Here is a 13,363-nt window from a genome sequence, read left to right as displayed (position 1 = left end):
CCTTCATTACTTTGAAAAATAATACTAATGCAAAAGCGGCCAGTAGGCCGCCGAGGAAAGATAGCATCCATAGCCAGATAACCTAAAGCTGCGGTTAATTATTCTGTAGCTTTAGGTCGTTGGGGGATATCTACTGGCCCTGATTACTCACCAACAGCGAAGAACTATTATCTGCTGGTACTGCTTTGCTACCACTTTGATAAGCAGTAAACAGTGGCCCACTACTTTGAGCATTTTTCAGTACCCAAACGCGGCCATAATGGTTGTAGAAGCCGGCTGCCTGGCCTGCCTCATGGCCAATCCCTTGATAGATATCAAAATGTTGGCCTTTAATTGCTCCCCCCACATCCAGTGCAACCATCAAGCGCATCTGATATTGCCCCGTGAATTTCCCCTGATTATCCAATAAAGGTACTTCAGCCAACAACGTAGTACCCGGTGGAATCAGCGAACGATCCGAGGCGACCGACGCTTTAGCAATCAAAGGCACCGCACTGGCCCCTTTCACTGGCGCATACATTTCCGGTTTGAAGAAGACAAAGGATGGATTTTGCTCTAATAACTCTCGGACTTCCGATTCACTGTGAGTTTCAGCCCAGTGGCGAATAGCTTGCATCGACATATCTGCTCTTGCCACTTCCCCACGATCAATCAGCACCTTGCCAATACTGCGGTAAGCATGGCCATTTTTACCAGCATAGCCAAAGAAAGTCAGTGGCCGGCCATCACCATAATCAATATAACCGCTGCCCTGCACTTCCATCATAAAGTTATCGACTAACGAATTAGTGTAGGCAATCACTAAATTACGGTTATCCAATGCACCGGCATATATAGCAGCGCGATCAGGTAAACGGCGTTTTCCTTTGGCTGGCATGCGATAAAGTGGGTGGCGGAATTCACCTTGCGGTGTATAGCGGGCTTGAAGCACTGGGGTGTAGTAGCCGGTAAATTGCACATTACCGAAATTATCGACCCCTTCCATCTGATAGGCATTCAAACCAAACAGACTTAGCTTACTGGTATCAGCCCCTGCCAACATCCAGTTTTGAACCGCATTGAAGGTATTACTATTACGGCTATAGAGACCCGGTGAAGATTGGTTAATCACCTTCACCTGATCAGAATAATCTTTGGCGTTGACTGGCTTACCTGCCGCGTTGGGTTCATTCACCAATTCCAGTGATTGCTCCAGACGCCCATCCTTATATTGCTGCCCGCGGTCGGTTGGCCGCGATTGGCAACCTGCCAGAACGGCAATCATTATTCCACTCAGTAGGTATTTGCCCCAACGACTTGTCATTTCACGCCTTCTCTTACTTATTTTATCTACCGGCGAACGATAACAAACGCCTATGGATAAAGGAATCAGCAGTTAGAAAAAAATCCCCTGACAGAGTTGTGGGGAAAAAGGAAACAGATAGTTGATAAATTAATCGAAAAACTCTATTTACCATAATTAAGTGGTAAAACTACTTGCAACAGATCTCATCCAGAGTATAGTGCGCTCAATCGGACGCGGGGTGGAGCAGCCTGGTAGCTCGTCGGGCTCATAACCCGAAGGTCGTCGGTTCAAATCCGGCCCCCGCAACCAACCGATACTGGCTACCAGCAGTATCAAATGTGGTTCGATAGTCTTGAAAGTTAAGACGAATTAGGTAGAATAGATGTCCAGCTGCGAAAGTGGCTTTAAGAAGTAAAGTAATAAATGTAATGACGGACGCGGGGTGGAGCAGCCTGGTAGCTCGTCGGGCTCATAACCCGAAGGTCGTCGGTTCAAATCCGGCCCCCGCAACCAATTACATTAAGATAGAAAGATAAAAAATAGTATTAAGACGGACGCGGGGTGGAGCAGCCTGGTAGCTCGTCGGGCTCATAACCCGAAGGTCGTCGGTTCAAATCCGGCCCCCGCAACCAATTCTTAATCGTTTTGTTATCCGCATAAGACACCCTCAAGGGTGTTTTTTTGTTTCTGGCTTTCTAATTATCACAAGCCCTTACCAGCAAGGGCTATCCTGCCCCTACTGATATCAATCAATCTGACTAAACCCGAGCCATCGCCCCGCCATTAGCAAAATAAGCTTTGATACCGGCAAAGATAGATTCGGCAATTTGCTGCTGAAAATGGCTGGTTCGTAATTTTCGCTCTTCTTCCAAATTACTGATAAATGCCGTTTCAACCAAAATGGACGGAATATCAGGTGCCTTCAAGACGGCAAAACCGGCCTGATCAACACTATTCTTGTGAAGTTTGTTAATTTTACCCATACGATTCAGCACTTCTTTGCCAAATTTCAGGCTGTCATTGATAGTCGCCGTTTGCAGCAAATCAATCATGGTATGGTCCAGATAGCGATCACCACTCTTGCTGACGCCACCAATCTGGTCAGCTTCGTTCTGTGTTTGGGCCAAGAAACGTGCCGCTGTGCTGGTTGCCCCTTTGGTCGATAGCGCAAACACAGAGGAGCCTCTGGCGGCTCGATTGGTAAAAGCATCGGCATGAATCGAAATGAATAAATCCGCACGTAACTTACGTGCTTTAGCGACCCGAACTTTCAATGGGATAAAGACATCTTCATTACGGGTCATAAACACCCGCATATTCGATTCTTTCTTTATTAATGCCTGCAACCGGCGGGCAATTTGCAGCACAATATCTTTTTCACGGGTTTTATTTCGACCAATAGCGCCAGGATCTTCCCCACCATGTCCGGGGTCCAGCATGATAACAATCGGCCGGTCCCGCCCTGCTTTACCCGCTTTTGGGGCTTCAGCGGGTAAAGTGCGCTCCACATTACCTTTATTGTAATCCTCTAATAGAGCCAGCAGTGGGTCATCCTCTGCAGAGGTTGTGCCCTCCTGCGGATATAAATCAACTACCAAGCGGTTTTTAAACTCAGCAAAGGGCTTAAGAGTAAATAATTGCGGGCTAATACTTTGCTTCAACTCCAACACCAGCCGGACAGTATTTTTATCAAACTGCCCTACTCGTGCCTGCTTCAGGTAGGGATCGCCGGATTGCACCTGACTGCTGATTTCTTTTAATACGCTATTGAGATGCACGCCTTCAATATCCACCACAATCCGATCCGGATTTGTTAGCGCAAACTGACGATACTTCAGCTGCGTATTGGATTCCAGTGTTACCCGGGTATAAGTTGAAGAGGGCCAAACCCTTACTGCGATGATATGAGAGGAAGCAGCAAATCCAACCCGGGTGACACTTAACATCCAGGCTGCGGCGGCACCTTGTAGTAGACGGCGACGCCTAAAATTATGATTTGAATCTGCCATGTAACTCCAAAGTCACTACCAAAATATGAATAAAAATCGAACAAAAAAAATTCACGAGGAAAAACTTTAACTAATCGACCCCCAGCTGTCATCAGAAAAACATTTTTATGTTATTCAATTTATTAATGAGCATGTGCCATACATATGCATTTAATAGCAATTTCCTGCTTGCCATCTTGATCAAAAAAGAATAAAAATACAAAAATACCGAATAAAAATTCAAAGAGGGTCTGCCGTGAAGGAACGTAGTACTGAACTGGTCCAGGGATTTCGCCACTCAGTTCCCTATATCAATGCCCACCGCGGCAAGACATTTGTTGTCATGCTGGGGGGCGAGGCGATTGAGCATGAAAACTTCTCGAACATCGTCAATGATATAGGGCTATTGCATAGCCTTGGGATCCGACTGGTCGTGGTATACGGTGCCCGTCCCCAAATTGATGCCAATTTAGCACAGCATCACTACGAACCTATTTATCACAAGCATACCCGGGTGACCGATGCCCGCACACTGGAAATGGTGAAACAAGCTGCAGGCTTATTACAGTTAGATATCACGGCAAGATTATCGATGAGCCTGAATAACACGCCACTCCAAGGTGCGCATATTAATGTCGTCAGCGGCAACTTTATCATTGCCCAACCTTTGGGTGTGGATGATGGTGTTGATTATTGCCATAGCGGGCGTATTCGTCGGATCGATGAAGAGGCTATCCATCGCCAGTTGGATAACGGCGCTATCGTGTTACTGGGGCCAGTTGCGGTATCGGTTACCGGCGAGAGCTTTAATCTGACATCTGAAGAAGTGGCCACTCAGTTAGCCATCAAACTAAAAGCCGAAAAAATGATTGGCTTCTGCTCATCCCAAGGGGTGACAGACCATGAAGGCAATATTATTTCCGAACTGTTCCCCAACGACGCACAAAAGCGAATTGAAGATCTGGAGCAGGTTGGTGACTACAACTCAGGGACCGTGCGTTTTCTGCGTGGCGCAGTAAAAGCTTGTCGTAGTGGCGTGCGTCGCAGCCATTTACTGAGTTATCAAGAAGATGGAGCACTGGTACAAGAACTGTTCTCCCGTGATGGTATCGGTACCCAGATTGTTATGGAGAGTGCAGAGCAAGTTCGCCGTGCCACCATTAATGATATTGGCGGCATATTGGAACTGATCCGCCCACTCGAACAGCAAGGAATATTGGTACGTCGTTCACGCGAACAGCTTGAGATGGAGATCGATAAGTTCACCATTATTGAGCGAGATAATTTGACCATTGCCTGCGCCGCACTTTATCCATTCCCTGAAGAGCAAATTGGTGAGATGGCTTGTGTCGCAGTACATCCCGATTATCGCAGCTCTTCCCGTGGCGAAATGCTACTTAAGCGGGTTGCTAATCAGGCACGGCAGATGGGCCTTAAAAAGCTGTTTGTGTTAACTACCCGCAGTATTCATTGGTTCCAGGAGCGCGGATTTACTCCGGCAGAAGTTGATGTTTTACCTATTCTGAAGCAAGAATTGTATAACTATCAGCGCCGTTCAAAAATTCTACTGGCTGATTTGTAGCTGGTCGTTGATGTCATCAAGGGGGCTCTATAGCCCCCTAGTTTTATTTCTTCAGCTCATTCAAGCGATCAACTAATCCACTCAGACGAAGTGTCGGCGTGCGAATCGCACTCCCCAGTACCGCATCACTGCAATACAACGTTAAGTGCTGGCGGGCTCGAGTTATCGCGGTATAGACCAGTTCTCTAGTTAACACTGGCATAAAAGTATTGGGCAATACTAACGCAGTATGTTCAAACTCTGATCCCTGAGATTTATGTACCGTCATCGCATAGGCGGTTTCATGGCTGGGAAGGCGACTGGGTTGTACCGATTTTATATTGCCGTCAGGTAATTGGAAATACACCCGCAGCTCGCCCTCAGAGTCATTTAAAGCAATACCAATATCACCGTTAAACAAACCAAGGGCACTGTCATTTAACCCAATCATGACTGGCCGACCAACATACCAACGCCCTGATGGCCCTGGGGTTCGTTCAATGAACCGCTGCCGATGTAATAACTGTTCAATTCGCTCATTTAACCCACTGACGCCAAATGGACCGGTGCGTAATGCGCACAACAACTGGTAACGGCCAAATGCCGCCAACACATCAGTTGCATGCGCGCCGCTTGTCGCCAGTTGAAGATAATGTTGATAACCAGCGGCACAGTCTTCCAGCAATACCTGATAATCATCGGTATCAACCAAAGGAAAACGTTCGATATCAGAATATGTACCACTTAAAACAGATAATGCATCGCGATACTTGCCAGCATTAACGGCTAGGGCAAGTTGGCCAATACCGGACTTTTCATCAAAGCGATAGCTTTTGCGTAATAAACACAAACTGTCACGGACATTGACGGTATCAGTCTGCACATCACCAATAGGTATGTGCCCGCTCAGTGTGCAGCCTGTTAAGCGCGCTAATTGTTCAGCCCGCGCTGCGCTATAGCCCAATTCAGCAAAGCGGCAAATATCACCCAGTACCGCCCCCGCCTCAACCGAGGCTAATTGGTCTCGATCCCCAAGAAAAATCACCTGAGCCTTGGCTGGCAACGCAGCAATCAGCCGCGCCATCATGGGCAAATCCACCATGGAAGCTTCATCGACCACCAGCACATCAAGGTTTAATGGGTTACCTCGGTGATAACGCAGACGCTGACTGTTAGGCTGAGCACCCAGCAAACGGTGTAATGTGGATGCCTGGTCAGGAAATAGCTGTCGTTCATCATCAGTCAATGGCAGTTGCCGCATGGCGTTACCCAGTGACTCAGTCAAGCGTGCTGCGGCTTTACCGGTCGGGGCGGCAAGTTGGATACGTAAACGTTGCCCCTGGCTAAGTTGTATCAATGCGGTCAATAACTTGGCGACCGTCGTAGTTTTTCCGGTACCCGGTCCGCCAGAAATCACGGAAATTCGACGGGTTGCTGCCACCGCAGCAGCCACTTTTTGCCAGTCAACTTCAGGGCCAGTCCCCCCAAACAAACCATCGAGGGTTTCTCGTAGCAATGTTTCGTTGACGACTCTGGTTTCAGTAATGAATGAAGCGGCATTGTCGCTGGCAATAAAGCGCACGACATCCCCTTCGTATTGCCACATTCGTTGCAGATACAAACGATCATTTTGCAAAACTAATGGTGTCGGCCGTGCACCATCACTGACCGCTGGAGAGCTGTTTAGAGATTGAATCCAAAGCAATTTATTAGGCGACCCCGCTGCCTGCCACAGCGCTTGTGATAAGCTAGGCTGTCGACCACCAAATAGCTCATCTGGCTGTAAATAGCTTAGTGGCAGACACACATGCCCAGCTCCAGCTTCCGCACTGAGAATAGCGGCAGCCAATTGCAGCATGGGATTGTCTTCACCGGCAATCATGCGCGAGAACTGAACATCCAGTGGGCGTAGTAAGTGGTCACGAACCGCCTGATCCAGTAACGCCATCATATTGCGCCCCTGTCATCTATAGAGGCAAAGCCACTTTCATCACTGAATTGCAGCTCAATAGCACGACCACTGAATAGATTGTCCATTCCTTCAATCAACTCCCATTGTGGGCGGCAGCTAAAAATACCATTACCTGGATGCTGCTTATCAACTCCACGCAGGAAGAGATAAATGACGCCACCAAAGTCGCGTTGATAGTCATAATTCACTAACCGATGACGTAAATAGCGATGTAAAGCCAGAGTATATAGTTGATATTGCAGGTCATAGCGATGCTCAGCCATGGCTTGAGTCATCGCTTCAGCGGTATAAGCACTGCTGTCTTCACCCAGCCAGTTAGACTTGTAATCCAGTAAGTAATATTTGCCTTGCCAGCAGAAAACCAAGTCAATAAACCCTTTAAGCATCCCTCGAACTTGCTGAAAATCCAATACAGGGCACTGGCGAGAGAGTGGGTCATAGTGCTTGATTAAGGCGTCTAACTCTCGGGCTTGTAACAGCGCGTCGATCGGCAGGTAAAATTGTAATTCTGCCTGCTTGCTCTGTGGCGTTAACCCTGCCAGCGTCACGCCCGTTTCATTAAGCGGGACTTGTAAAACGTCATATAGCCACTGATACAACATGGCTGACCATTGCTCACCAAAACCCTGCTGCTGCAATTGCTCAGTAAGCCATTCTTGATCAATAGGTTGGCTAAAATCCAAAGGCTCAAGTAGGTCATGCAGGAAAGTACCCGGTGCAGCACCGCGCGGGAAAGTATGAGGTGTTAAGTGGTTATCGGTTATCACCGCTTGTTCACCCGCAGCATCGGTGTCCAGCCGGGGTAATAACTCTTGTAATGGCACATTCAATACCGATGATAGACCGCTTTTACTGGAACCATGCTGTTGTAGACCGGAATAACTGGTGACACGCCAATAATCTTGTATTTGTCGGTTAAACTGGCGCGCCGCCAGAGCTGGCAATGCTTCTGATTGTGGTTGCCAAGGAGTCTCATTCAGCTGTCCGACGGCCGAAACAGAAATATCGCCCGCCGCCAATGTGACTAGCTCTGCAAGTTTATCCGCCAGATATTGTGCATCTCCGGCTTGCCCCCGCTGCACCAAATAACCTAATGCACTGAGGTGCATATCACTGTCGCCCTGCTTTTTTCGCCCGCCTTTAATCAGCGGAGCAATACCCACGCTGCAATGATAAACCGCACGAGTCAGTGCTACGTATAATAACCGTAGATCTTCCGCCAGACGCTCTTCTTCCGCCAGAGCCTGACTCTCTTCATCAGCACTGAGGTCAAGTAATGCTTCAAAACTATGGCGATCATGGTAAAGCACATCCTGTTGCTGGCGGAAATTACCCACGAAAGGTAACCATATCAATGGATATTCCAACCCTTTCGATTTATGGATAGTAATAACTTGCACTAAATGGCGGTCACTCTCCAAACGCAATTGCTGATTATCTGACTGATGATTTGGCTGTGCTATTTGTTGTGCCAACCAGCGGATTAGTGCGTGCTCACTATCAAGTTGCGATGCAGCCTCTTGCAATAACTCCCCCAGATGCAGCACGTCGGTTAGTCGTCGTTCTCCACCTGGGGTAGCTAGTAGGTTTTCAGCTAAATGACGATGCGCCATAATTTCCCGCAGCATTGGCAGCACTCCACGGCGCTGCCAATGCTGGCGATAACCATCGAATTCATCTACCAAAGTATCCCAAGCCCGTTCATCGTGATTTAATGCATCCAACATTTTGGCATCCAGCCCCAGTATCCCAGTCGCCATCGCGCTGCGTAAGGCCCGCTCCTGCTCAGGAGCAAGCACCGCCTGCAATAGCCACAACAAGTCTTTGGCTTCTGCGGTATCAAATACGCTGTCACGATTAGACAAATAAACTGATGGGATAGCCAATGCACTAAGCGCATCTCGTACTAATGCCGCCTCTGCACGACTACGTACCAATATGGTTATATCAGATGCCTGAACTGGCTTTGAGCTTTCGGCAGTCACTAATTGGGCTAGCCCTTGTTGGCCTGCAGTCAACCAGTCACGAATTTGAGCAGCACACTGCCGCGCCATTAACTGTTGATATTCACTGACACCAACGCCCTCCCCTGGTTGCAACCAGAAAGAGATCGCGGGCTGCTTTTTCCCTTTTATTTCAAATGATAGCTGACTATTTTTTTCAGCAGGCGCCACATTTATAAATGGGATTTGTTCAAATAAGAAAGGGACTTTAACTAAACTAAAGAGCCTATTGACTGATTGCACCATCGGAAAAGATGAACGCCAATTGGTCTCTAGTGTGTAGTGGGCACTTACTTCTGAACGGGCGCGGATATAGGTAAAAATATCTGCTCCGCGGAAAGCATAAATAGCCTGTTTGGGATCACCGATCAGCAATAGGCCACAATCACCTTGTCCACCATACAGCGTGTGAAAAATACGATATTGTTGAGGGTCGGTATCCTGGAACTCATCAATCATTGCTACGGGATAGCGAGTACGAATAGCTTGAGCTAATAGCTCCCCACCCGGTTGTTGCAATGCCGCATCCAGTTTACTGAGCAGGTCATCAAATCCCAGTTCCGCTCGTTGGCGTTTTTCTTGCTGAACAGAAGTCCGTATCTCACTGATGGCTCTGGCCAAAATCAGGTCTCTCAGTGTCAACGGTTGTTCATATATCCGGTCTATTGCACTGAACAGAGCATGCTGGGGGGCCGCTCCTTTTTTGGTCTTTTCAAACAATACTGACTGGCGAAATTTTTCCAGCTCTTTGGGTAGTTGATAATCACCCGTTGCTTGCTCAGCCCAGACCTCAACCTTACCCAACCAATTAGGTAAATGTTTAGTACTGTAGCTGCGTTTATCAACGCCAGAGCCACTAATCAAAGCTTCTAATTCATGGGCTGCTGCACGCCATTGCTCTTTAACCGCATCAATTTGCAACACAATTTGCTGATGCCGGCTGAGTATTGTTTCATCTTCACCGGGGGCTTGGCGAAATTTAGGGGTTTCACCCTGCAAATAAGCTGCAAGATCTTTGAGCAGCGCTTCCGGGCCGCTCCATTCCTGACTGACCGCTCGTGCAATCGTCAATGGGAGTGGATAACAATGACGCCGCCAAAAATCGGCACAAGCTTGCCTGCGCAGTGGCAGTTCATCCTGTACCAATGTTTGCTCAAATAAGATGCCAGACTCAAATGCATTGTTCGCTAGCATTCTCTGACAAAAGCCGTGAATGGTGTAAATCGCTGCTTCATCCATTTGGCGCTCAGCTGCCAGTAATTGTGCTGCGGCCTCGCCCAGATCGGTGATTTCAGCAAGTAAAGCTTTATGCATTGGGTCATCACTGACTCCTCGCACGCACGCGATACGCAACTCATGAATATTGTTGCGAATTCGCCCCCTTAACTCTTCCGTTGCCGCCTCGGTAAAGGTGACCACTAGGATCTCTTCAACCATCAGAGGGCGACGAAATGCAGCCTCCCCGCCTAAGCCCAGCAACAATCTGAGATAAAGAACCCCAATAGTAAAAGTTTTACCGGTACCAGCAGAGGCTTCAATCAGCCTCTCGCCATACAAGGGCAGCGTTAGCGGCTCCAGCCGCTGGGGAGTCATTGATGTCATGGAGCCAATACCTTCTGCGGTAAAGTTGCCTGCAAGGCAGACGTTGTTGGATACGTCGTCCAGCCTTTAAGCTCCGCATACCCACCAGCGGTTTGCCCTAAGCCTTTAACTTGAGAAAGCAGCGCCAAACCTTGCGGCTTGATAACGGCTTGCTGGAAGAAATCGGCCAGTGCGGTGTGAGTCAGTAGCTTCACCTGATCAATCATTTTCTCGCGGCTATCAAACGCAAAATTATTACGATTGAAATCATTACTGTAACGGCTGGCTTCTTCATCCAGTGTTTGTGGGCGTTGCAGTAATTGGTTGATTAGCCCCTGTTTATATTGTTCAAAATCAGCGGGTTTCATTTCACGCAGGCGCTTTTCTGCCTGTGGATAGAAAGCCAGATAGCGCTGGTAAAGATAATCAGGTTGTTTGCTGTTACTTTGCAGTAAGAAGCCCAAGCCCCACTGACGGCCAACCGACATTGGGAAGGCAAATACCGCGTAGCCAAGTTGCTCTTCCGTGCGTAGCTGGTCATAGAACCACGGCTGAATAATTTGCCCCAACAAAGCACTGTACGCCATCCCTTTAATTTCGGTATAACCGGTAGGAATATAGACTGCCGCCAGTGCAGCATCAGAGCTGCTACCGAGGCGTTCCATATTGGCTAGCTGGGCCTTATCTACCACTACATCTTCACCTGTCCACCAAGTGGTACCGGTTAAACTGAGCTGCTTTTTCAGCGATTCAGCCAGTTCTATCACCTGTGGCGCGGTCATGTTACCGACGGCCAAAACTTCGACCGCAGATTGCTGAAGTAAAGCGTCACGATAGGTCACGACATCTTGCACACTGATAGTATCCAGCAATTTACGTCGTTCACTGCGCTCCGCATAAGGAACATGAGAGAGCAGTTTGGCTGGCTGAATAGCCAGTTCATAAGCTTTGCCTTTCTCAGCGACTTCCAGTTGCTCACGATACCAAGACTTGGCCTGTGCTAATTGATCTTCTGTTGGTGTAAAGCCGGAATAGCCTTCAACCAAGGAAGTGAGCAACTGAGGCATCCGCTGGGTGAAGCCATTGGCAGTGACATACAGGCCATTATTCGGCGCAGTCGAGAAGCTGATTCCACCAATTGAGGCTTGATAACTCAGTTCATCAAGTGACAGACCAGCAAGATAATCTGTCAGAGCAAATAGCACCTGATGGCGGGCGGTATCCAGTGCATGAGGATGACGAAAAGCTACCGTGATATCTGCTTTTGGTTCGTCAGCAAAATATTGGCTTGGCATGTAGAACACCCGCAACCCTGGTTGTTCTGCCACTTTCTGCGGCCGAGTAATATTTTTATCGGCTTTGATTAAAGAGAAATTATCCGGAATATAGGGGTTAAGTGCCGGTAGACTCAGTTGGATACCTTTCCCCAATTGTTGCCATTCTTGCATCTGTTGCGGGTTGATTTTATCGACCTGATAAGGAGCATCAACAAAATAGGCTACTTTATTGTGCGGCTCATCCGGGCTAACAAACCAGATTCGAGCATTTTCTGGCGTCATTTCAGCCAGACGGGCAGCAATGGCTTTCGGGTCATAGTGATCAGCCAGATAAGGGGCATCAAGCACGTGTGCGACTGGCACCCGCAGCATCATATCCACCAGCCATTCGATGTAATCCATGTCTCGCGTAATTGAGGGGTAACGGAAATCCAGATTCAATACATGGGCAATTTCATCGAAATAACTCTCTTTAATGCCATCTTTGTGCAGCATGTTGATGTAGTCAAAAATGGCTGCTACCACCACGTCACGTTTCGCCAGACCTTTATCGGTGAGTGATACTGAAATGGAGAACACACCGCCATTTCTGTCGACCATTGGGTCAGCACCAGCATTGATGGCATCGGCTAGCCCCTGTTTTTGCAGCCAGTCAGACAAGGTATCTTTGCTACGATTACCAATCAAATAGCTAATATAGGTATCTGTTTTGCTACGGAATTCTGCACTATTGTTATCAATGCGAAACTCTACTTTCAACTGTTTGCGGGGCTGGGCCGGGACATAATGAATTATAATGCCGGTTTGGTCAGGGGTGACCACCGGAACAGTAATCGGTGGCACTTTTGCATCACGATTAGGAATTCGGCCAAAGGTATCTGCCGCTAATTGTGCTAGCTGTTCCAAAGATTGATTGCTATACAGCACACCCACCATCAAATTAGCTGAATAGTAATGGTGATAGAAACTCAACAGCTCATCATGTAATTTGCTATCTGGCTTATCTTTGAGGGTATCCAGATTACCGCCCGAAAAACGGGCACTCGGATGAGCAGGGTTAAGGGTTTCGGCATTAACTTGCGCCATGCGCATGCCATCGCGGGAGCGGGCCATTGTCAATTCTGCGTTCACCGCATTACGTTCACGATCAGCATTAATCGGGTCTAACAGAGGCTCCGCAATGGCATCAGCCAAGCGGTCAACCGTTGGAGCTAGTGCATCATTTTCAATTTCAAGATAGAAGGCCGTTCGGTAAGAAGCGGTACTCGCATTATGGCTACCGCCATGTTTTTTCAGAAATTCTGAGAAACTACCGGGTTCAGGGAAGCGCTTAGATCCCATCAACAACATGTGTTCCAAGTAATGGGCTAACCCCAACTGGTTATTAGGATCCTCCAGTGATCCGACAGGCAGTGCTACAGCAGCCAAAGACTTCGGCGCTTGTTCATCAGAGACTAGCAACACGGTCATACCATTCGACAACTTGATCGCCTGATATTTACGCAGGTCATGTTCACTCTTGTGAATAGTTTCTGCCAGTGGTTGCCACGCAGGTGTGGTAGCCCAACTCAATGGGGTCAACAGACCTAATAAGAAAAATATGCCAATGATTCGGGCAAACTGTTTATGCATTCCGTTTCTCCCCTAACCCTTTAGAAATCGCCGCTAAAACACATATCCGGCTTTTTGTATTCAA

The 13,363-nt window shown here is 48.0% G+C and carries 6 protein-coding genes and 3 tRNA genes; 4 read left to right on the top strand and 5 right to left on the bottom strand.

Annotated elements, in window-relative coordinates; genetic code table 11:
• Nucleotides 1-130 precede the first annotated feature (130 nt).
• Nucleotides 131-1,303 (bottom strand): murein transglycosylase A, encoded by a 1,173-nt coding sequence (mltA, locus tag DJ58_RS12555; protein ID WP_032910247.1) that lies wholly within the window; start codon nucleotides 1,301-1,303, stop codon nucleotides 131-133.
• A gap of 214 nt (nucleotides 1,304-1,517) precedes the next feature.
• Here mltA and DJ58_RS12560 point away from each other — a divergent pair.
• The 3 genes from DJ58_RS12560 to DJ58_RS12570 all read left to right on the top strand — a co-directional run bounded on the left by DJ58_RS12560 (nucleotide 1,518) and on the right by DJ58_RS12570 (nucleotide 1,917).
• Nucleotides 1,518-1,594: transfer RNA gene (locus tag DJ58_RS12560), tRNA-Met, on the top strand.
• Nucleotides 1,595-1,721: 127 nt separating this feature from the next.
• Nucleotides 1,722-1,798: transfer RNA gene (locus DJ58_RS12565), tRNA-Met, on the top strand.
• A 42-nt stretch (nucleotides 1,799-1,840) separates the two neighbouring features.
• Nucleotides 1,841-1,917, top strand: a tRNA-Met gene (locus DJ58_RS12570).
• A 126-nt stretch (nucleotides 1,918-2,043) separates the two neighbouring features.
• Here the strand turns inward: DJ58_RS12570 and amiC are convergent.
• Nucleotides 2,044-3,294: an N-acetylmuramoyl-L-alanine amidase AmiC gene (gene amiC / locus DJ58_RS12575; protein ID WP_004706723.1), complete on the bottom strand. Its 1,251-nt coding sequence runs from the start codon at nucleotides 3,292-3,294 to the stop codon at nucleotides 2,044-2,046.
• Between the two features lie 235 nt (nucleotides 3,295-3,529).
• Here amiC and argA point away from each other — a divergent pair, with 235 nt between their 5' ends.
• A complete protein-coding gene (argA, locus tag DJ58_RS12580; protein ID WP_004706724.1) occupies nucleotides 3,530-4,855 on the top strand; it encodes an amino-acid N-acetyltransferase in 1,326 nt (441 codons plus the stop codon).
• 43 nt (nucleotides 4,856-4,898) lie between these two features.
• Here the strand turns inward: argA and recD are convergent, their stop codons facing one another.
• From recD to ptrA, 3 genes are read right to left on the bottom strand one after another with little or no spacing between them, the layout of a single operon-like run.
• Entirely contained in the window at nucleotides 4,899-6,782 is a 1,884-nt protein-coding gene (gene recD / locus DJ58_RS12585) for an exodeoxyribonuclease V subunit alpha (RefSeq protein ID WP_370447129.1), read from the bottom strand.
• Nucleotides 6,782-10,411, bottom strand: coding sequence for an exodeoxyribonuclease V subunit beta (recB, locus tag DJ58_RS12590; protein WP_032910249.1), 3,630 nt, complete (start codon nucleotides 10,409-10,411; stop codon nucleotides 6,782-6,784). Before recB ends, recD begins: the two co-directional genes overlap by 1 nt.
• Complete coding sequence (gene ptrA / locus DJ58_RS12595; protein ID WP_004706726.1) at nucleotides 10,408-13,299, bottom strand: pitrilysin; 2,892 nt, start codon at nucleotides 13,297-13,299, stop codon at nucleotides 10,408-10,410. Before ptrA ends, recB begins: the two co-directional genes overlap by 4 nt.
• Between the last annotated feature and the right edge of the window lie 64 nt (nucleotides 13,300-13,363).

The organism is Yersinia frederiksenii ATCC 33641, assembly GCF_000754805.1.
Classification (GTDB): Bacteria; Pseudomonadota; Gammaproteobacteria; order Enterobacterales; family Enterobacteriaceae; genus Yersinia; species Yersinia frederiksenii.
This window is presented reverse-complemented; position numbering and strand designations above follow the sequence as displayed.

What these genes read in the sequence shown, in the direction of transcription:
- mltA (WP_032910247.1), bottom strand. Translation starts at nt 1,303, where the DNA reads ATGACAAGTCGTTGGGGCAAATACCTACTGAGTGGAATAATGATTGCC.
- amiC (WP_004706723.1), bottom strand. Translation starts at nt 3,294, where the DNA reads ATGGCAGATTCAAATCATAATTTTAGGCGTCGCCGTCTACTACAAGGT.
- recD (WP_370447129.1), bottom strand. Translation starts at nt 6,782, where the DNA reads ATGGCGTTACTGGATCAGGCGGTTCGTGACCACTTACTACGCCCACTG.
- recB (WP_032910249.1), bottom strand. Translation starts at nt 10,411, where the DNA reads ATGACATCAATGACTCCCCAGCGGCTGGAGCCGCTAACGCTGCCCTTG.
- ptrA (WP_004706726.1), bottom strand. Translation starts at nt 13,299, where the DNA reads ATGCATAAACAGTTTGCCCGAATCATTGGCATATTTTTCTTATTAGGT.